This window comes from Paenibacillus sp. R14(2021), from assembly GCF_019431355.1.
In the GTDB taxonomy this organism is placed as follows: Bacteria; Bacillota; Bacilli; order Paenibacillales; family Paenibacillaceae; genus Paenibacillus_Z.
Window position 1 is genome coordinate 2,455,457 of record NZ_CP080269.1, and the last position, 19,853, is coordinate 2,475,309.

Genomic DNA, 19,853 nt, shown 5'->3' on the forward strand with positions numbered 1-19,853 from the left:
TGCGCTATATTGCCAGCAGCTTAATTAATCACCGTCAGACGATCACCTATTCGAACAGCACGAATGACCTGCAACGCCTACGCTGGTTCAAGAGTAAGCAGCAAAACAGCCGCCGGCTATTCGCCGACGACTGTCTGCCCTTTAGTTGTCGATTCATTCAGAACATAGCAAAAGCCCCTGCACATCGGTACAGGGGTTTCAGCATTTTGTTCGATTTACGCTTTAACTCGGCTTGTCGAGGAGCGGACAACCAGCTCCGGAACCTTGACAATCTTGCTGTATTTATTTGCCGGACTGCGATTCTCCAGCAGGTTTATGAGTATATCAGCCGCATCCGTTCCGATCTCATGCTCCGATTGGGAGATGTGCGTATAGAAGCCCGATTCGTCATAGCTTGGCGACGGGTTGTCGAACGTAAGAATAGAGATGTCCTCCGGTACCTTCAGTCCGATCTGCCTTGCAATATTGAATATATAACCGCCCAGCTTAGCATTAAGCGTAATGTATGCCGTTGCCATCCGGTTGCGGATGAAACGGAAGAGCGGATGGTCTTCATTAATCTGGGTATAATCGACTTCAAAGTCCGTCAGGATCATGGAAGGATTAATCATAGCACCAAGCTGTTTCAACGCCTCCATGTAGCCGTTGATTCTATCGCTCACCGTAATCGTCGGCAGCGGCGTATCCGAGCAGATCGCGATATCCCGGTGCCCCAGCTCCCACAGATGATGCAGCGCGAGCTTCGCGCCTTCCAAGCCGTCCGTACAGACGAAGTTCGTCTCGACCCCGGCCAGGTAGCGGTCGATCAGCACGAAGGGATAATTGCGCATCTTCAGCGCAAGAATTTCTTCGTTATATGTCTCCGCATCGCTCGGGAAGATAATCAAGCCGGAAGCGCCGCTCGCGATGCTCTCCAAGATCAGCTTCTTCTCTGTCTCGATATCATTGTTGCTGAACACGACGTACAGATGGTAGCCGTGCTCCTTCAGCACCTCATTTACTCCCGCGATCAGACGTACCGCAAACAAATCCTCCAGCGTCGGGATAATCAGTCCGATCATTCGTCTGCTGATTCTGCCTGCAGCGTGCTCCAGCTGTGTTGAATGCTCGGCCTCATCGTTCTGCGGCTGCAGCGTCATAGCCCTGCCTTGAAAGTGGTCTTCAGCGGCAGACGCAGGCGTGAAATCCGGCTTATTCCGCTGCGCGAAGCCCGTTGTCTCCTTCACGAAGCTGCCGCGCCCGGGAATCCGATAGATCCACCCTTCCTCAGCCAGCCGCACCAGCGCATTCGCTACCGTAATCCGGCTCACCTCGAATTGCTCCATCAATTCTTTCTCCGAAGGGATCTTATCGTTCCCCTTCAGCTGGCCGGTCGTAATTCGCTCCTTGAAGTAGTCTTGTATCTGCATATATAACGGTAGACGGTCATGCTGCATCAGTATTTCTCCCTTAACAATCAATTGCATAAATAATATATCAATTATATCTTTTCGTCAAACGAGTAAAACGAATAGCCTGCCGAGTAGCAACAATGCCGGCAGGCCCTGAGATTCATAGCTAGTATAGGGTCAGGAACCAGCCTTCAAGCTGTTCCTTAAAAGGCTGGTTCGTTTAAGCGCATGATCGTTTAGAAACGGTTCGATTCCGCGGTCGCGGATGCCCATTTTTCTTTGAGCACTTTCATATAAAATCCGCCCACGACGCTGCGGTGCTGGAAATTCATTTGTCGTGCCGTGTTCGTATCATACCAATCGGTGAGCGGCACCCGATCCGGCGTCTCATTCGCGAATGTCCATATCGGCTCGATCAACGATTGAAAATCCTCTTCACGCTCCGCCATCGACGCCGCCCAGATGAGCCAGTCGGATTTGGTATAGTGCTTCCTGCTGTCGAGCGGCGTCCCGTACCGGTCTTGTTTTTGCAAGTACCAAGCGACTTCTTGGCGCGCGACTTCTTGCGGGAATATTCCCGTCGCGAAGAGCGTATCCCACACCAAATTATATTTCAGGCTCCAGGTGTCTGGCGCGCCGAAGGCCAACTGGTAATGATCGCCGTCGTCCGCAAGCTTTATCCATTCCGCGCCCATATCCTTGGCCAGCTGCCGGTAACGCGCAGCTTCGGCGGCATTCCCGCGCAGCTCGTTCAGGAGGGAGAAGCTCGTTATGCCCATAATAGCCTTGATCGAGAGATTCGCGTTTCTAGCCAGATGACCCGCAAAATCGTCCGTACACAGCTGATTCTCGGGATCCAGTCCGTAAACCGCCAAATATTCGGCCCACTGCGTGAGCAGCGTCCAATGCTCTTCGGCAAAGGAAGGCGATTTTTCGGCTGCGCATACAGCCGCCGCCATAATCAGCATGTTGCCGCATTCCTCGACCGGCATTTGGCCTTCCGCGTCGAAGCTGTAGACCTGCCCGTTCGCTAGCGGATACTGGCCAACATCATGAGGGGCAAATTCGAATTTCCATTCCGGTCGAGCAGCAAAGTTGAAGATGGGCCTCATCATACCTTTGACGAGCTCGGGCTGATACAGCAGGAACAGCGGCATGGATGGATAACTGACATCCACGGTGGCGGCGCAGCCGTTGCTGTAGCATTCCTTCGATACGAACAGGATCCGGCCTTCGCGATCCTCCAGCAGCTTATGAGCCGCGATTGCCTGGCGGTACGTAAGCGTTAACAAATCGGCGTACTTCGCGCCTCCTGCCCGCTCCCCGTCCTGACGAATCATCCGGTCAAAGGCATCGCATCGCGCAAGCAGCTCGGGATATTGCGCGAAAGCGTCGGCAATCATGGCAGGAGCCGTCGTTCCGCCGCGCTTCCAGTACCCTTGCAGACGATCGCCGAAATATTCGAGCGACACGTCGTCATCATACGCCAGCACGAAGGTTCGCGAAGCCGCATCGCCATCGCCCTGCAATACGCCGCTATGCCAGACACAGGCCACGACCGGCAGCCCATTATTTACAGCTCGAGGCTCCCGATCCGCTTCGCTCAGTTCGACTATACCTTCATGAACAAATCGCTTTCGCGTATTCGCGACTGCGAACCCGCTCTGTACCGACGCGTCCCGCTCCACGGCCAAGTAGAACGCGCCCCAGTCGATCCGCACATCGTCTCCCGATTTATGCAGCGGCTTCTGTACCGCGTTTCTCAGGCTGAGCAGCGTATACGGTCCTTCTTCCTGCTGGCTGCCGACAACCTCCTGCTCCGTCGTGTCTACGCACCACTCACCTGTCGCATCCACATATATCTGGACATCGTGAGGACGCCCGTCAATCGAACGGACCGTGCATGAGAGATAGGATGCCGGACGTGACAGCGTATCCAGATCGTCGAGCAGCAGCGGGCTCGTAAACCGAACCTTCAATTCGATGCCGTCGCCTGCAAAGGTATAGGTCGTGGATAGGGCCGTTATTTCGAGCTCTTGCTGCAGCAGCGCCTGGGGCTCCGTGTAATAACGCTCCCGGCTTGGCTCGACGAGACCCATGAATCGGCGGGTAATGCCGTCTATACGAATCAGCCCGGTCATACCGTTCCTTTTGCCGGTCCAATGCCTTGTATCATCATCAGTCAAACGGTCTGCCATGGACCAAACGCTAAAATAAGGATCAATCGTTACCAATGGAACTGCCGGTGGACGATTCATTCGATCACCCCTCAGTATATGTATAATAACTATATTGAACATATAATATATGATCTATTGGGGTTAAGCAACCATTATTTCGCCTCAAGTACAGATATTCACCCCTTCGTAGAACCATATAGAGCCGTACAACAATCCTAGAAATAGCTTTGGTTACCGCATTCACTGCGCGGTCGCATGTTCCTCCGATCGCTGTTGTTCCCGGATTCCTTGATTACAATTAGTTAAGGTCAAGAATCCGGTAACAAAGGCGAACGCTGACGCTTCTCCAGAACCATGCGATCTGCTCCATTCAGGTTTTTAACCTCTCCAATTAATAGTGCAAAAACGGCAAATGGCGCCACAGGAATGGGATCCTGTGACGCCATTTTTAAACGCACTTGATAGCTGCTTTATATATACTGCAGAAGAAGATTGATGAAGAATGGATTTAGAGCCGTTTATGACGCGAGTGGCTATCTCGGGTACATAAAAACAGAGGAAGGAGCCTCTTGGCCCTTACACCGAACCAGCCGGAGCTCCTTCCGGCTGGATCTGGCTTCATATTATAGCTATGTCGACCTATCTACCTGCCGCCCACCTCTTCGCTGCGATCTGTGGCAAGCGGCGGATCGATGGACAAGGCAGTAATCTCCTTACGCCATTCGTTTGTAAAATCCAAGTCTACCGCAGCAAGGGAAGGCTCCAGTTGCTCCAGGTTCCGCGCGCCAATAATCGGAGACGTTACGGCTGGGTGATGAAGGACCCAGGCTACCGCCAACGTCGCAGGATGTATGCCTTTTTCATAGGCATAGTCTGCAAATCGATCTGCGATCGCATAGTAAGCCTCATCATTATAGCGTTTCGTATAATTGCTCTGCTCGACCAGCCTGCCTGCAGCCGGTTTCTTACCAACTCCGTATTTGCCCGTTAACAAGCCGCCGCCAAGTGGACTATAACTAATGACGCCTAGTTTTTCGGATTCAGCCAGAGGCAATAGCTCAACTTCTGCTTGACGCTTCACAAGATTATACATCGGCTGAATGAGCTCAAAGCTTGCCAAGCTTTCCTTGGCGGAGATGCCTAACGCCTTCGCGATCTGCCAAGCTGCCCAATTACTGACCGCGGGATAGAGAATTTTACCCTGCCGCTGCAAATCGTCGAGTGCACGAAGTGTCTCTTCAATCGCTGTCAACGAATCAAACCGGTGAATAAAATAAAAATCCAGCCGGTCGGTGCGCAGCCGCTTTAAACTTTGTTCAACGGATAAGAATAAATGTCTGCGTGAAGCTCCTCGAGCGTTCGGGTCAGAACCAGATGGGAATCCCGCTTTTGATGTCAGAACCAGTTCATCGCGCTTGCCTTCGATCAGCTCGCCTAAAATTTCCTCGGATACGCCGCGGCTATAGACATCAGCGGTATCAAAGAAATTGATGCCTTTTTCCAAGCAACGATAAAACAACTGCTTTGAGGTATCTTTATCGGCATTCCCACCGAACGACATCGTACCGAAGCATAGCTCTGACACTTGTATGCCTGTCTTGCCGACTGTTCTGTATTTCATAGACTGAACGCCTCCTTTATCATGTGGTGGATCAACCACCACTATCTTCATTCTAACCGATCGCTCTCCGGTATTGCGAGGCGGGATGATGCTCAGGAAGTGGTCGGCCCCCGGATCTGAAGAGTTTTTCCCGCAGTGTTCCCGGCTCATATTCTTCTTGATAGATCCCCCGTCGCTGAAGCACAGGAAACACGAGATCGACGAACTCCTGCAAGCTTCTTCGTGCAGCCCCACAGGTTAATAGCTTTTCGCAGTCCTGCTTCCCGAACTGTTATCCCTGTGCTTTCGGCGTTGGAGGAAGGATGTTCTTGGAGCGCCTGTTATCTACCTTCAGCCTGCGCTGAAGGATGCCAAGCACGATGTCGGCGACGATCGCAAGCAGTGCCGCGGGTACTGCCCCTGCGAAGATTCGCAGCGAGTTCCCGTTGTTGATTCCCGCATATATTTCTCGGCCAAGGCCGCTTCCCCCTACAAGCGGGGCGATCGTAGCGACACCGATTGCGATAACGGCGGAAATTCTTAAACCGGTCATGATATAAGTCAGGGCGAGCGGGAAGCGTATGTGAAACAGAATTTGCATGCGGCTCATGCCTACGCCGCGCCCGGCTTCAACATAGCTTGGACTAATCTGCTGCAGCCCGATGTAGGTATTCCGTACAATGGGGTTAAGCGAGTAGAGAAACAGTCCGACGGTAACCGTAGTGGACCCTAGTCCCATGATAAGCAAGAGCAACACCAGCATAGCTAAGCTCGGGATAACCTGTAGAATATTCATCATTGCCAGAATGATACGTGCCAAGGCGCGATTACGCGTACATAGTGCGCCAAGCGGAACCCCTATGAGGAAAGCAAACCCGACACCGGTGAGCACCATCAATATATGCTGATACAAATAGCCCAGCAGCAAACCGGAGTTTCTCTGTACATAATCAATGAAATCCCAAAACGTTAAATGAGGCTCTATCATTTCTTGTTCCTCCCTACTTTCTAAGTAACCCGACCCGTTTTAAGTAGGCAAGGGCGACTTCGCGCTCACTTTTTTTCTCGATATCGACTTCATAGTTAAGATCTATCATCGTCTGCTCATCGATTGTACCGATCAACACCGACACTGCCGCCTCCACGCCTGGATACTTCCTGACGGCATCATTGCGAATAACCGGCGAAGCGTCATACGGTGGAAAGAAATGCTTGTCATCCTTTAATGTCTTCAGCTTATACGCTTTCAGGCGCGAGTCGGTGGAGTAAGCAAGAACAATATCGACTTGATTTTGGGCAACCGCGTTATAGACGAGACTTAATTCCATCGGAAACGTCTTACCGAACGTAATGCCGTAATACGCCGAGAATGCAGGGTAACCATCGGAAGGACGTTCAAGCCATGACGTGTCCACCCCAAGACGCATGTTAGGCGCACCCGGTTTAATATCGGATATGTTCTCGTATCCCTTGGCTTTGGCCAGCTCCCCTCGTACGGTAAAGGCATACGTGTTCTCGAAGCCGAGCGGATTCATCCAGTTGAGATCGTAATAGTTGTTAAATCCTTCTTGTGCTTGCGCGAGCACCTTCTTGCGATCCTTGGTTGTTTGAATCGGGAAATGGTTATTGAAGATTTCGCCGGAATAGAGCGTTCCCATCTGCAGGTCATTTCGTTTGATCGCTTGCAGAACGACTGGGCTTGAAGCGAGATCGGGAATGATCTCCACTTTAACGGCAGTTTTTTCCTCGATCAATGCTTTGTACATTTCAGCTAAAATTTTGGTCTCCGTAAAGGTTTGTGCGCCAATGACGAATGTATTGCCCGTGCCGCATGCACTGAGCATCATCATCACGCAGCATATTCCGAGCACCGTTATCGTTTGGGTCAGCTTTGCAATCATCGGTTTCCTCCATGTTAAAGCGTCATTCTCTTTGCTCCGCCAAACCGCCCGGTTAACCACTTTTCAAGGATACCGAGCACAAAGTCCACAATTAAAGCGAGCAGAATGGAACCCAGGGCTCCCGTAATGATTAGCTCCGGTTTGTTGACCGCCATCCCGGATACAATCAATTGGCCAAGGCCGCCCGCTCCGATTAAGGTTGCAAGCGTCGCCCAGCTGATGATATACACCATCGTCACCCTTATTCCGGACATGATATAGGGCAGCGATAGAGGCAGCTGGATGAGCAGGACACGCTGCAGGGTTCCATACCCCATTCCTCTAGCCGATTCGAGCACGTTCCGGTCAACGGACTCAAAGCCGTCATAAGTGTTGCGAAGGATAGGCATGATGGTATACAGCAGCAGGGCGACGACCGCCGGCTTGGTGCCAATCCCCATTAACGGAATAAGCACAGCAAGAAGAGCCAGGCTCGGTACGGTCTGAAGCAGGTTAGCCGCAAAGAATACGCAGCCGTTGATCCATTGAATCCGGTTATACACGAGTGCGATACCGATCGGTACAGCGACGATGGTGCCTAAAATAATCGCTATGAGCGATATCGTTACATGCTGGCCTAAAGCGTGCAGGATGTCGGCGTAGCGTTCCTGCAGAAACTCCCAATATGCAAGCATCCGTTAAACCTCCTCCTCGGGGGTAGGGAAGATCTCTGCCAAATGGCGCACGATGCTGCCCCTCGTAATAAGTCCGACGAGCCGATCCTGATCATCGATGACGGCTAAATTCGAAAGCTGATTCTGGCTCATTAGTTCTACCGACTCGGAAAGCAAGGAGCCGCTGCGAACGAAATAATTAACGGGCCTCATCACATCGGCCACTGTAATATTTTCCTCCCCGTAGTGCTCTAGAACGTTATAAATGGAGACGATTCCTTTCAGTAGTCGCTGACGGTCAATAATAAACAGCGTATCCACCTTGCGTCGTTCCATAATCGTAATGGCCTGAGCCAGTCCCTTATTGGGATACGCGGTTACGGGCTGATTCACCATGACTTCGTTTACGGTCGGGCTGTCATAGAGGTTACCCTCCTGATGCAGCCGCTTCTGACCGATGAACGACTCCACGAACTCATTCGCGGGATGACGCAATATCCGCTCCGGCGTATCGCTTTGTATGACTTCGCCGCTCTTCATGAGGACGATCCGGTCGGCAATTTTGAGTGCCTCATCCATATCGTGTGTGACGAAGATAATGGTTTTGTGCAGCTCTTGCTGCAGCCGCACGATCTCGTCCTGCAGCTGCTCGCGGCTGATAGGGTCGAGTGCGCTGAACGGTTCGTCCATAAGGATAATATCCGGATCTGCCGCAAAGGCGCGAATAACGCCGATTCGCTGCTGCTGGCCGCCGCTTAGCTCAGACGGGTAGCGGTCCCGGTACGTTTCAGGCTCTAACCCTACAAGATTTAGCAGCTCATCTACACGTTTATCAATTCGGCTGGCCGTCCACTTTCTCAAACGAGGGACGACCCCGACATTTCGGCCGATCGTCATATGGGGAAACAAGCCTATGCTTTGAATAACGTAACCGATGCCTCGCCTCAGCTCGACGGGATCAATCTCACGCGTATCTTTGCCCTTGATCAATATCGTTCCGCTTGTCGGCGTGACGAGATGGTTGATCATTTTCATCGTTGTTGATTTTCCGCAGCCGCTTGGGCCAATCAGGACGGTTAGTTCACCCTGTTTAAATTCAAGATTTATATTTTTCAATGCTTGATAGCCATCTGCGTAAACCTTATTCACGTTGTTCATTACAATCATGCAGGTATCAGTCCTTTTTGTCATACTATTTCCAAATTACCCATTTTAATCAAAAATTATCGAACTTCGATCCAATTATTTGGAAGAGGTGAATGCAATCATTAACGTTAACCACAACAACTAAGCTTTTAAACGTGGAAAAAAGAGGGAGATGGTTAAGCGTGTTGGCCACTTCGGCAAGAAATCCGGCAGCTTCGCGCTCGGTTCAGGAGCTTCCTAATGATTGAAATCAACAAAATAAAGAGCCGTGCCGAAGCGCGATCGAGAACGTTTTGAAAATGAAAAACACTCCCGAAGGAGTGCTTGAAAAACCTATTATTCATAAGAAGAGTTTTCTAAGTCATAAATTGAATACCCTTTTTCATCGATATGCTTATAAATCTTATCCATTTCTCTTAACGCAACGCTTCTGTTTGAGAATCTTCCCACTTCATTTCCGTCAGCTAATATAGCCCATCTTCCTGAAGAAGTTTCTGCAATAGTTAAACTTTTAGTGAAATAAATTGCTGTCCCATCTTGCGATCGAATAAACAATATCATCACTCCCCTTCCGAAAGTTATATTCTTCACAAGCAAGGAATTTCCTTTATTTGCATCGAATAGTGTCATCAGGAGGTGATCCATATGTTTGCTGTAGGACAAGAACTCTATACCGACTCTGATTTCAAGCGCGCCCTGCTTGTTCAGGTGCCGGTCAAAGTTAAATGTTCGAACGGTGAAATTCCAGATAGTTACGGACCGATTGAGGAGATCACCCTTACCACCGTCAAAGTCGCAGGAATGTACTTCGCCAAAGCTGTCTGCCGATTCTTCGTCCGCTAATATTCAGGTGGAAAACGCAATCGAATTCTATCCTTCAACCACTTCGTCATTTCGCCCACTTAATTCGGAGGAATATTTCGCTCTTATATGAACCAGAAGCTCTCGGCAATGTCTAATTTTCTCTTTCTTAGAGAACTGTGAATAGAACTGTGAATTATAAATCAAAACAGCATTCTCACGACAAAATTGCCAATAGCAATAACAAAATCACTCCTTACATTATGCCGTTCTTTCCGAGTCAGCAATTTCCTTACTCTCGCATACATCATTTTCACCCCCGCAATTCCATTCTATTTTTTCGACTTCAGATTGCAAATCTGCACTGAGTTGCCTTGACGTAAATTATCGTTGTGTCGAAACTATCGTGTCCCATCAATCCTTCGAGACGCGCTGCTGTCATATATTTATGAATCAAATGACGTAAAGCACTGTTAATCGTTTTCCAGTTTTCTCCGATGGAAACAGATAAGGACTGTCCGGATGGATCAGACGATTCTTATCGTGATGGTTCACACTGGCTTACGAACAACGTATCAAAGTTGGAATAGCCACATCTGCAATTTGAAATATAAATTCTTCCTCTTGGTGAACGGCTGTTTCAAACCAACTGATAAAATGTTTCATGTCGCTTGCATATTCCTTTAGCGTCTTGAGGATTCAAATCTTCGTGGATAGTGAGAGCGTGAATGAAATCCTGTATAGACTGCTCACCTTGTTTCGAAATCCCGGTTCTCTCTCTCATTAGCAAATCCTCCAAATCTTGACTAACATTAGCGGACATGATATGATTATGTTAACCGAAACATTAGCGGACATCAATTTTGCTTTCTGAAAATGTCTAACGATCGCATATTAGCGCTCATTGAAATGGTCGTGTTAAAAAATTCATTCTTGGAGGAATCCTATGCAAACAGGTACAGTTAAATGGTTTAATGCTGAAAAAGGCTTCGGTTTTATTGAAGTCGAAGGCGGAAACGACGTATTCGTTCATTTCAGCGCAATTGAGGGCGATGGTTACAAATCGTTAGATGAAGGTCAACGCGTCCAGTTCAATGTGGCGCAAGGGAATCGTGGACCGCAGGCTGAAAACGTTTCTAAAGTTTTTTAAATCTTTAAAACTGCCCTAATATAGGGCAGTTTTTTCTTTATACCTGATATTACATCTATAACACGAAGAAATGTCTTTTTCGTCTATTAAAAACATATAAAGCGAGGTATCGGAAATGAACAAAGAACAATTGATCGAACATGTGGCGAAATCTAGTGGGTTTTCAAAAAAGAATGCTGAAAAAGCTGTAACGCATGTTTTAGACTCCATTTTTGAAGCTTTAAAGCAAGGCGATAAAGTTCAACTAGTAGGCTTCGGAAAATTTGATGTCCGTAATCGTGAAGCACGCATGGGAATAAGCCGTAAAACAGGTGAAGAGGTGGAAGTTCCAGCGGGTAAAGTTCCCGTATTCACGGCAGGCATAACTCTGAAGAGAGCTCTAAATTAAGCTTAGCTCATAGAAAATAAAGATGTGACCACATCAGAAAAGCGGTTAGATTATTAAAATAAATACACATGATTCGAACGTTAGTGTCACATTCACGACCATAGATGACATTATTAATTTTTATTCGAATAAACAGAGTTTGCAGAGCAAAGTGGACGGTCAGAGCAAAATAAAAAATTGCACAAGTAAGGAAGGGAATGGGATATCATAATTGGAGAAAAGATTCTAAACAACCGCCCTATAAGAACAATAAAGAAGAGGTCATGGTTAATGATGACCTTCTGCGTTTTTTCTTCATTTTTCTTCACCGTTTGGGGTGGATGCCTTTTGCTTGGCTGCCTCCTTTATATTGCCTTTTCGGATCGAAAGGTCAGGAACCTCTTGGTAAGTTCGGGAAATTCATTGCTGCGAGCGGTTCCCAAGAAAAGGGGGTTACGATGAAATCACTTCAAGCATACACCCGCTGGAAGAAGAAAATGGCTCCTCAAAATAAATCGGATTTAAGGAAGAGCGTCTGGCAGTGATCAATAGCATGTTCCTTTCATCCTGCTGCGGGGTCTCGCTTATGTAAGTCTTTCGATCTCAATATGGATCACACTGGCGCTTACAATTCCAGCAGCCGGATTCATGATCCGAATCTTCATAATATTGCATGATTGTTGTCATCAGTCATTTTTCGCCAGAAAAAAACGAATGCAATTATTGAGACGATTACGGGAATCCTTACCTTCTTTCCATTTGAGCAATGGAAAAATGAGCACTCCATTCATCATGCGACGAGCGGAAATTTATCCCGTAGAGGCACGGGCGACATATGGACGCTGACTACGAAGGAATACGCGGCGCTCTCCCCATGGAAGCGTCTAAGTTCTGGAAGAGTGCCAGATGCAAAGAGCGCATGAACACATACCTAACGAACGCAGCGCTAATACTTTTTTTCACAGAACAGCTGGACTGGTCGGAAGAATAATATTGGGAAAAATAAAGACCGGAAGCGGGTTTGCCTCCGGTCAATCTTTACATAAGAACGGCTTCAAGGATGAACGATGCCGCCTCCCGCGTACCAGTGACATTTTCTAAGCTGCCCATTTATTTCAAAAAACAATTTAAACAATCAAGAAAAATGCTTACCTGCAGTAATCGTAGTTCCCCATTCACCCATCGATGTGTAGAAACTAAGCTCTCTTCCCACCAAAAATTCTGCTGCTCTCGTGTAAGGACCTTGACGGTAAGCTTTGGATTCTTCTTCTGCCAGCCAAGTCTCCTTAGAGCAGTTCCAGATTTCATAAAATACAACTTCATCAGGATTATCGACATTTTCATGTACAATTCCATTTACAAATGTCGACTCTTTTGACATTGTATCAAACAACGGTTTCAGATTATCAAAAAAAGCCTGCTTGTCCGAATTAGGTTTCAATTGAAAGCGAGCTATAATTACTGTCTGATCTGTTTTAGTCATTTTATATTCTCCTTAAGGTTCAATTTTAACTAATTATATTTGTGAAGCTCCGTGAACAAATATAGCTTAATGCAAACACCGCTTTGATTCAGGAAGATACTTTAAGATCGGCTTTTTGCATAATAATAATAATCTTGCAATAAAGAGCTTCAAGGCGCTTTGCCTTTGGGCCCTGTGCCCAACAGTAAAGTTAGATTTCCAGCTCACTTTGTCTGCGGCCGGTAACGAAGACATGCGCGCCCACTGTTACAAATCGCTGTGCCGTCGCAAGTCCAATACCGCTTGTTCCTCCGGTGACGATACTACTTTACCTTTATATTTTCCCATGATTTCTGTCCTCTCCTTATTAAGGCCGGGAAGGCCATTTGTTACTGCCTTTCCAAGCACGCTATTCGATTTGTGGAGGAAGTAATATTACTATATTATTGTAAGCAACATACTTTTTATATAATCCCCACAAGACTTATTATGGAGTGTAAGTGACAAATTGAGAAGTACGCACTTTTTGGTTATATAGTAACCAAAAAGTAATAATTAAGTCTTTCGAGGCACATCCGCACAATTAAATAATTTAGGGTATACCGATGTACACCACTGGACAATTTCAGCAGCACTTTGCGACTTGTTTCATCTGCCACAATTTCATAGCTTTCCGTCATCAATCAACAATCACCACTTGTGAAATAAATCACAATTATTCAAAGACTCGTCACAAATATTGTGAAATAAATCACAATATTCGATTATACTAGGGGCATAAACGTTTAATTGGATTAGAACTGCCATTTCACACAGGAAGAAGGTTATCGACTTGAACCGCAATAAACAAGCCGGAAGGGACAGGAGCCGTGTCGCTAGTCAGGAGAAGCGCCTTATCATTCTCTGTATCGTCGTAGCGGTAATCATGCTGCTGTCCCTGTCCAGATATCTTTTTGAATAAGGTTACGTCTCATCCATTCATTAAATACGATACCAAGCTTTGGGAGTGATAATGATGCTGCTCAGCGGATATGATCCGGTTATGTACAGCCGGATGCTTACGGGTCTCACACTTGCTTTCCATATTATTTTCGCCACCATCGGCGTTGGCGTGCCCCTAATGATCGCTCTTGCGGAGTGGATCGGGATCAAACGCGGCGACGAGCATTATCTGCTCATGGCGCGCCGCTGGGCGCGCGGCTTCGTCATTACGGTCGCCGTCGGCGTCGTGACGGGAACGGCCATCGGACTGCAGCTCAGCCTGCTGTGGCCAAGCTTTATGCGGGTAGCCGGCCAATCCATTGCGCTGCCGCTCTTCTTGGAGACGTTCGCGTTCTTCTTCGAAGCGATCTTCCTCGGCATTTATCTGTATACTTGGGACCGGTTCAAGAACAGACAGACGCACCTATGGCTGCTCATCCCCGTCGTTCTTGGCTCGTCAGCGTCAGCATGCTTCATCACCATCGTCAACGCCTTTATGAACGCGCCTGCCGGCGTGACGGTGAAGAACGGCCACATCGTCGACATCTCGCCGTTCGGTGCCATGCTGAGCCCGGCCATGCCGACGAAAGTCTCGCATGTGCTCGTGACGGCGTACTTAACCTGTGCCTTCATCTTGGCCGCGATCTCCGCCTGGTCGCTGCTAAAGGGCCGCGACCATGTCTATTACAAGAAAGCACTCAAGCTGACGATGGTATCCGCGTGCGTCTTCCTGCTCGCGAGCGCCGCCATCGGCGATCTGTCAGGCAAATATTTAGCCAAATACCAGCCGGAGAAGCTGGCCGCGATGGAATGGCATTTCGAGACGACGAAGCAGGCACCGCTCGTGCTCGGCGGCGTGCTTACGGAGGACAACCGTATCAAATACGGACTCAAGATTCCTTTCGCGCTTAGCTTCCTCGCCCATGGACTGCCGAATGCGGAAGTTACCGGCCTGAACGACATCCCGGAAGACGAGCATCCGCCGCTCTTTATTCATTATCTCTTTGATACGAAAATGGCCTTCGTCTCCATCATGGTCGCCATAGGCGCTGCCTTCCTTGTGCTGTTATGGCGCAAGCGCGATGCGGTTTACCGGAACAAGTGGATGCTTCGCGGTATTATTGCTGCCGCTCCGCTTGCTATGCTAACCATCGAGCATGGCTGGATTTTCTCGGAGGTTGGCCGTCAGCCTTGGCTGCTTCGCGGCATTATGCGCACCACGGAAGGCGCGACGGCTTCGGACCATGTCGATACGATGCTGATCGTGTTCGCCCTGCTTTACCTCGTGCTGGCCGTCTCGGCGGTGACCGTCTTGATTCGGATGTTCCGCAGTAACCCAGCAGAAGAAGAAATCGCGGCCAAAGGCATTCAAGGAGGCGGCGAGCTATGAGCTATGAAGTGCTTGGGATTACGGTACTTTGGATCTTCCTGTTCGGCTACTTGATTGTGGCATCCATTGATTTCGGCGCCGGCTTCTTCAGCTATTACAGCACGATAACCGGCAAGCGGCATCTCATCAACAACATCATCGAGCGGTATCTGTCGCCGGTGTGGGAGGTCACGAACGTCTTCCTTGTCTTCTTTTTCGTCGGGTTCGTCGGGTTCTTCCCCGATACGGCCTACTATTACGGTACTGCGCTGCTCATTCCGGGGAGCATCGCGATTGTCCTGCTTGCGTTAAGGGGCTCGTACTATGCGTTTAACACCTACGGCACGAACAAGAACAACCGATTCTACATGCTTCTGTACGGCGCCAGCGGTCTGCTCATTCCCGCTTCCCTGTCCACTGTCATGACGATCTCGGAAGGCGGTTATATTCAGGTCAGCGACAGCGGGAAGGTGACCTTCCTGTTCAGCAAGCTGATTGCGTCCACCTATTCCTGGACGGTTGTCCTGCTTGCTCTCGTGAGCGTGCTCTACATTTCGGCGATGTTCCTAAGCTACTACGCCGACCGGGCGAATGACCGCGGCGCCTTTGAGGTCGTGCGCAAATACGCGCTCGCTTGGAGCGGACCAACGATCCTATGCAGCCTGCTCGTCTTCTTCGCGATTCGCGGACACAATGCGGAGCACTTCGAGCGGATGACGCAGCATGCGTGGATGTTCGTCTTGTCCTTCGCCTGCTTCTTGATCGCGGTCTATCACGTATGGACGCGCAAACGGCTCGGTCTATCGTTCATCTTCGTCATGCTGCAGTTCGGGTTTGCATTCTTCGGCTACGGTGCTGGCCACTTGCCGTACATCCTGTATCCGTATTTGACCATTCACGATAATTTCACCAGCAGGCCGATGGCACTCGCGCTGATTTCCGTATTCATTCTCGGGCTGTTGCTGCTTGTTCCGTCGCTTTACCTGCTCATGCGGCTGTTTTTGTTCGATACCAAGTATGTGCAGGGCAAGCGCGGCAAATAATTGAACGAAGAGGAGGCTGTTCATATGGAGAAATTCCTGGTTTTCGCCGCGCCGTTCATCGTCGTGGCGCTGTCCGTAGGTTATCTGTTCTGGTGGGGTGCCCGCTCCCCGAAAGCATCGAATCGGAAGACATAATTCCAGCACGTTCCGCACACGCTAATATCGTCTCTGAAGCAGCATGCCGACAGGACGACTACAGCAAGCGAAGGAGCAGTCCCTCAACCATGACATCATCCAAGAACCGCCGCGAGAACGCGTGGAAGAGCCGCAAGCAGAACCAGAAGCCGCATGGCGAGGTTAAGTCGCTCGCAGAGATTTCCGACGAAGGCTCATCAGGCGTTGCCGGTTACGAGAACGCGCGTAACAACGGAGATTAGAAAAAACGCTTGTGAGCTGGGCCTTAAGAATGGCTTAAGTTTCCTCCTCAGCAAAACGACCTTGCCTCTATGGAGAAAGGTCGTTTTGCTGTTGGAACCGGCTTATTTCAACCAGCTCGGTGCCCACCAGTTCCATTTGCCGAACATCCTCATTAATGAAGGAACGACAATCATCCGTATGATCGTCGCATCAATGAAGATCGCAGCCGCAATGCCTACCCCCAGCTGTTTCACCCCAGCCACTTCTCCGAACGCAAACGGCAGCGTTACCGCAATGATGATGGCCGCTGCGGAGTTGATGATCCTGCTGATGGAAGCCAATCCCGCCAGAACCGCATGGCTGTTATCCTGCGTCTGCTGATAAACCTCGTGAATCCGCGATACGAGGAACACCCCGTAATCCATGCTGATGCCGAAGACCAGCCCGAATATAAAGACTGGAATCATAATCGCGATGCTGCTCGGCTCCATGCCGGCATGTCCTTCCGCAAAGATCCATACCAAAATGCCAAAAGATGCCCCTATGCTGAGAAGGTTCATGACAATCGTTTTGAACGGAATCAGCACGGAGCGAAACGCAACGAACAACACCACATAATTGGAGACGAATATAAACAAAAGCACAAACTTGATATTGAGGAAGATGTCGTCGAACACTTCCTGCTGATATTTGGCTTCACCGCCCAGCATAAAAGGAAGAAGCGACGCTTTGCCTTCTTGCTCCCAATGTCGAAGCCAGCTTCTGACTTCCTTGGAGGACGGCTCGCCTTGCAAAGTAACTTGGATAAGCATGCGGTTGTCTTTCACGAATTGACTGGCTATCGACCCGTACCTCGCGTTAAAGCCCGCGTCGCGATACTGGGCGTACAACTGTGCGGGCGGCAGCCGCAAGCTTGAGAAAACCGATTCTACCTGCCGCACTTGCGGATCGGCCGATAAATTAAGCGTCAGCGCGTAGGCGTTCATCCAGTCCGCTTTCTTCAATTCCCATGACTTTCCTTGGACTGCAAGATATACGGCTGCATGCGTTCGCGGGTGAAAATGGCTCTGATACACCTCGAAGGCCATGCGGGAGCTGTAACTTGAGGGCAAGGATGTCGCATCCGGAACGGTTACACTCATCCGGCTTAACGGCAGTAAGCAGCCAATCAATACGAACGAAGCCAGCAGCAGCATGCGGAGAGGCCTTTGCATCACGCTGCTTGACAGGGAATACCATCGGTTTCCTCGACGATAAGGGGACAAAGGCCTCCTTCTCGGTTGCATGGCCGGCCACAGTGCGCCCAGCAGGGCCGGAACTAGCGTTAACGTGAGCAGCACCGACACGGATAACACGGCCATCGCGCCAAGTGCCACCGTCGAAAACATCGGAAGCGGAATGAACAGAATCCCCGCCAAGCCCAAGAAAATACTGAGCGCAGAGAAGACAACCGCTCTTCCTGCGGTCTCCATTGTACGTATCAACGCCTGCAAGGCCGGCCCTCGCTGCAGCTCCTCCCGAAACCGGCTGACCAGCAATAACGCAAAATCAATGCTGAGCGCAAGGCCCACCATCGGAATGACATTCAGCACAAAGTTGGACAACTCGATTCTCGACCCCACCATATACATGAATCCCATCGTACCGGTAACCCCAATCATTCCGATGACAATTGGAATCAGCGCCGGAATCATGCCCCCGAAAGCGATCCAAAGGATCAGGAAAGCCACCGGAATGCCGATCCGTTCTGCCTTGCTGAAATCGCGCTGGCTGGCTTCGTTCACATCCGCTTGAACGACGGATTTGCCTGTCATTGCAGCCACGATATTGCCATCATTCGGCAGACGCTTCTGAATAAAAGCGAGCACCGGCTTCATTTCATGCGGCTTCTGATTGAAAGCAAGCAGGGCGTAAGCGAAGTTCCCTTTCCTCATTCCCTCTCGCTCCAGCGGAGAAATCATCTCGCTGAGGCCGTCAATGTTCCCCAGCGAAAGCAGCGTTTGCTGAATGGCATACCTGAATTGGCCTGGCGATACGGACGCCTTCTTCTCGAACACAAGAATAACCGGATCCTCCGGTATGCGAAACGCTTTCGATAAGATTTGCTCCACTTCCAGATAAGAGCCGTTCGGCGTTAAACCGTGATCCTTCAGCACGGAAGGCAGCTTAGCGGCCGAGAAGCCGAAATAGATCAAGAATGCAGCCCAGAACAGAAGGATGATTTTCGGGTATCGGTAGGAGAGAATGGCAAGCTTCCGAAGGTCCATGGCCGCGCTCCTTTATGAATCTCGTTGAAGCCTAGATATCGCTTTCCTTCAATCGCGTGGCTTGAACCAGTCCATTAGCCAGTCCAGGCGACAATCGGGCGGCGCCAAACAGCATACGGGGCAGAACGGGAACACCGGACAGCCATTGCAGAAGACGCCCCCACTTTAGCGGCCCGTTGAATTCCCGAAGTATAGCCGCGGTATATGCATGCTTCCACTCGGAGCGTGAAATCGCGCCGGATAAATACCGATCCGCAAGCGTCGCGCACAGTATTGCCGAACGCAGCGCCATAGCCATGCCGTCACCGCACAAGGGAGGGAGCATCAGCGCTGCGTCGCCCACATGCGGAATGACTCCCCATGGCATAGGCTTGCGGTGAAGTTGAACGGGAGCCACTGCTGTCTGAGTACCATGGACGGGAATGGCCTGGTTTAGTTTGCCATGCAGCGCCGGGTTTCGGCGGCCTGCGGCATTCAGCCAGCCTAGAATCGATTTTTCCGTGTTCGGGAAAGCGCTCCGTTTGAGCAGCGCCGCTGCGTTGACGAGCCCACCCTCGACGGGGGATAGGCCGACGTAGCCGCCTTCTACAAAATAAAGCTCGACCGCAGGCTCCATCTCGATTCCCGCGAAATGCGATTTCACGCCGATATACGGTTGTTGACCCTCTCGCTCGGGGCGATGATCCGAAAGAAGAGCAGAGCGGCCGTTAGCTCCCCATGCCGCGATGACAGCCCGCGCCCGAAGTATAGCTCGTACTCCTCCTTGTTTCGTCTCAATGGCGTAGCCATTGCCGTCGGGAGCTATAGAAGTTACCGCTGCTCCGGTCTGGATATGCACCCCTGCTTGCAGCGCAGCTCGATGCAGCGCAGCATCGAGCGAATGCCGGCTTACGCCTATTGCAGTGCCGGGCAGCGGAAGCTCCAGAGGCTTCCCGTCGCCGAAAAACAGCCGTGCCCGGTCAATCAAGCTGGGCTGCAGCGACTCCACGGCCTCGTGCAAGCCAAGCCTGCTCAGCATGCTCCGGGATTCGGGGGATAGAAACTCGCCGCACACCTTGTGGCGCGGAAACGAATGGCGGTCGACCAGCACGACGTCCCAGCCCCGGTCTGCCAAAGCTTTGGCCAAGCTGCTGCCGGCGATTCCTGCGCCAAGTACGGCGGCATCCCGGATCTGATTCACCCTTA

At 50.2% G+C, this 19,853-nt stretch carries 19 protein-coding genes and 1 pseudogene; 8 read left to right on the plus strand and 12 right to left on the minus strand.

Annotated features, from left to right (window positions below; all coding sequences use genetic code 11):
• Positions 1-215: 215 nt before the first annotated feature.
• The 8 genes from KXU80_RS11620 to KXU80_RS11655 form a co-directional block, all read right to left on the minus strand.
• On the minus strand, positions 216-1,436 hold the full coding sequence (locus KXU80_RS11620; RefSeq protein ID WP_219838328.1) for a GntR family transcriptional regulator: 1,221 nt from the start codon (positions 1,434-1,436) through the stop codon (positions 216-218).
• A 191-nt stretch (positions 1,437-1,627) separates the two neighbouring features.
• Complete coding sequence (locus KXU80_RS11625; protein WP_219838329.1) at positions 1,628-3,649, minus strand: glutaminase family protein; 2,022 nt, start codon at positions 3,647-3,649, stop codon at positions 1,628-1,630.
• Between the two features lie 565 nt (positions 3,650-4,214).
• Positions 4,215-5,243 carry an aldo/keto reductase gene (locus KXU80_RS11630; RefSeq protein WP_258171360.1) on the minus strand — a complete coding sequence of 343 codons (1,029 nt, stop codon included), beginning with the start codon at positions 5,241-5,243 and terminating at the stop codon, positions 4,215-4,217.
• Positions 5,244-5,463: 220 nt separating this feature from the next.
• Complete coding sequence (locus KXU80_RS11635) at positions 5,464-6,159, minus strand: ABC transporter permease (RefSeq protein ID WP_219838330.1); 696 nt, start codon at positions 6,157-6,159, stop codon at positions 5,464-5,466.
• Positions 6,160-6,172: 13 nt separating this feature from the next.
• A complete protein-coding gene (locus KXU80_RS11640) occupies positions 6,173-7,072 on the minus strand; it encodes a glycine betaine ABC transporter substrate-binding protein (RefSeq protein ID WP_219838331.1) in 900 nt (299 codons plus the stop codon).
• A gap of 14 nt (positions 7,073-7,086) precedes the next feature.
• A complete protein-coding gene (locus tag KXU80_RS11645) occupies positions 7,087-7,746 on the minus strand; it encodes an ABC transporter permease (RefSeq protein WP_219838332.1) in 660 nt (219 codons plus the stop codon).
• 3 nt (positions 7,747-7,749) lie between these two features.
• A complete protein-coding gene (locus KXU80_RS11650; RefSeq protein ID WP_219838333.1) occupies positions 7,750-8,892 on the minus strand; it encodes an ABC transporter ATP-binding protein in 1,143 nt (380 codons plus the stop codon).
• 315 nt (positions 8,893-9,207) lie between these two features.
• Positions 9,208-9,426, minus strand: coding sequence for a hypothetical protein (locus KXU80_RS11655; protein ID WP_219838334.1), 219 nt, complete (start codon positions 9,424-9,426; stop codon positions 9,208-9,210).
• A gap of 90 nt (positions 9,427-9,516) precedes the next feature.
• On the opposite strand from KXU80_RS11655, the gene KXU80_RS11660 reads away from it, so the two are divergent.
• The 4 genes from KXU80_RS11660 to KXU80_RS11675 all read left to right on the plus strand — a co-directional run bounded on the left by KXU80_RS11660 (position 9,517) and on the right by KXU80_RS11675 (position 11,734).
• On the plus strand, positions 9,517-9,714 hold the full coding sequence (locus KXU80_RS11660) for a hypothetical protein (RefSeq protein ID WP_219838335.1): 198 nt from the start codon (positions 9,517-9,519) through the stop codon (positions 9,712-9,714).
• A 904-nt stretch (positions 9,715-10,618) separates the two neighbouring features.
• Positions 10,619-10,822 carry a cold-shock protein gene (locus KXU80_RS11665; protein WP_219838336.1) on the plus strand — a complete coding sequence of 68 codons (204 nt, stop codon included), beginning with the start codon at positions 10,619-10,621 and terminating at the stop codon, positions 10,820-10,822.
• Between the two features lie 115 nt (positions 10,823-10,937).
• Positions 10,938-11,210 carry an HU family DNA-binding protein gene (locus KXU80_RS11670; RefSeq protein ID WP_219838337.1) on the plus strand — a complete coding sequence of 91 codons (273 nt, stop codon included), beginning with the start codon at positions 10,938-10,940 and terminating at the stop codon, positions 11,208-11,210.
• A gap of 197 nt (positions 11,211-11,407) precedes the next feature.
• The gene (locus tag KXU80_RS11675) at positions 11,408-11,734 is read left to right on the plus strand and encodes a hypothetical protein (protein ID WP_219838338.1); all 327 of its coding nucleotides are present in this window, start codon (positions 11,408-11,410) and stop codon (positions 11,732-11,734) included.
• Between the two features lie 590 nt (positions 11,735-12,324).
• Here KXU80_RS11675 and KXU80_RS11680 read toward each other — a convergent pair.
• Positions 12,325-12,672, minus strand: a complete 348-nt coding sequence (locus KXU80_RS11680) for a putative quinol monooxygenase (RefSeq protein WP_219838339.1) — start codon at positions 12,670-12,672, stop codon at positions 12,325-12,327.
• Between the two features lie 196 nt (positions 12,673-12,868).
• Positions 12,869-12,999: pseudogene (locus KXU80_RS11685) on the minus strand (SDR family NAD(P)-dependent oxidoreductase); the annotation flags it as partial.
• Positions 13,000-13,663: 664 nt separating this feature from the next.
• On the opposite strand from KXU80_RS11685, the gene KXU80_RS11690 reads away from it, so the two are divergent.
• The 4 genes from KXU80_RS11690 (at position 13,664) to KXU80_RS11700 (ending at position 16,421) form a co-directional block, all read left to right on the plus strand.
• A complete protein-coding gene (locus KXU80_RS11690; protein ID WP_258171361.1) occupies positions 13,664-15,022 on the plus strand; it encodes a cytochrome ubiquinol oxidase subunit I in 1,359 nt (452 codons plus the stop codon).
• On the plus strand, positions 15,019-16,044 hold the full coding sequence (locus KXU80_RS11695; protein WP_219838340.1) for a cytochrome d ubiquinol oxidase subunit II: 1,026 nt from the start codon (positions 15,019-15,021) through the stop codon (positions 16,042-16,044). Before KXU80_RS11690 ends, KXU80_RS11695 begins: the two co-directional genes overlap by 4 nt.
• Positions 16,045-16,068: 24 nt before the next feature.
• A complete protein-coding gene (locus KXU80_RS28440) occupies positions 16,069-16,179 on the plus strand; it encodes a cytochrome bd oxidase small subunit CydS family protein (RefSeq protein WP_374987763.1) in 111 nt (36 codons plus the stop codon).
• 89 nt (positions 16,180-16,268) lie between these two features.
• A complete protein-coding gene (locus KXU80_RS11700) occupies positions 16,269-16,421 on the plus strand; it encodes a DUF6254 family protein (protein ID WP_170312313.1) in 153 nt (50 codons plus the stop codon).
• A gap of 102 nt (positions 16,422-16,523) precedes the next feature.
• On the opposite strand, the gene KXU80_RS11705 is transcribed toward KXU80_RS11700, so the two are convergent.
• Entirely contained in the window at positions 16,524-18,668 is a 2,145-nt protein-coding gene (locus KXU80_RS11705; protein WP_219838341.1) for an MMPL family transporter, read from the minus strand.
• 31 nt (positions 18,669-18,699) lie between these two features.
• Positions 18,700-19,848: an NAD(P)/FAD-dependent oxidoreductase gene (locus KXU80_RS11710; RefSeq protein ID WP_219838342.1), complete on the minus strand. Its 1,149-nt coding sequence runs from the start codon at positions 19,846-19,848 to the stop codon at positions 18,700-18,702.
• Positions 19,849-19,853: the final 5 nt, after the last annotated feature.